The 700-nt window shown below is 61.7% G+C and carries 1 protein-coding gene; it reads left to right on the forward strand.

Annotated features, from left to right (window positions below; translation table 11 throughout):
• Nucleotides 1-366: 366 nt before the first annotated feature.
• A partial coding sequence (locus TW83_RS18835; protein ID WP_045984322.1) for a CarD family transcriptional regulator occupies nucleotides 367-700 on the forward strand: 334 nt, incomplete at its 3' end.

The raw sequence follows: 700 nt of genomic DNA on the forward strand, positions 1-700 counted from the left end.
CCGCCGCCGAGATGGACGGTCAGGAAGGCAAGCTGGAAAAGTATTTCTCGGAAACGCCCGGCGAAGGCGATTGATTCGACCGGGCAGGGCTTGCAAGGCCCTGTTTCGTCGCCATTAAAAGCCTGGACAATGCCGATGCGCCGCCCGAAAGGCGGTGCTTTTTTTGGCGTCATTTTTGTGTTATAGTCCCTTATGTCGCGCCTTGTGCTGCTGCTTGTCAACAGGACTGTGTCGCATCCCACACTGCCGGATCCGTGCCGACTGCAGGCAGGGGTCGTCAAACATGATCGAAAACGGACCGAGGGTGGCCTTGCCCCCCTGCGGCCCTTTGTGCCCGTCTCGCGGGCGCATGTCAGAGGAAGCCAGATGTCGAAATCGAAGAAGAACGAATTCCGCCCCGATGACTTTGTTGTCTATCCGGCCCATGGGGTCGGTCGTATCGTCTCGATCGAGGAACAGGAGGTCGCGGGCCTGCGGCTGGAGATGTTCGTGATCTCGTTCGACAAGGACAAGATGACCCTGCGCGTGCCCACCGCCCGCGCCAGCGAGATCGGCATGCGCAGCCTGTCGACCCCCGACCTGATCGACCGCGCGCTGGAGACCCTGAAGGGCAAGGCCCGCGTCAAGCGCGCGATGTGGTCGCGCCGGGCGCAGGAGTATGAGCAGAAGATCCATTCCGGCGACCTGCTGTCCATCGCCG

This window comes from Paracoccus sp. S4493, from assembly GCF_000967735.1.
GTDB lineage: Bacteria > Pseudomonadota > Alphaproteobacteria > Rhodobacterales > Rhodobacteraceae > Paracoccus > Paracoccus marcusii.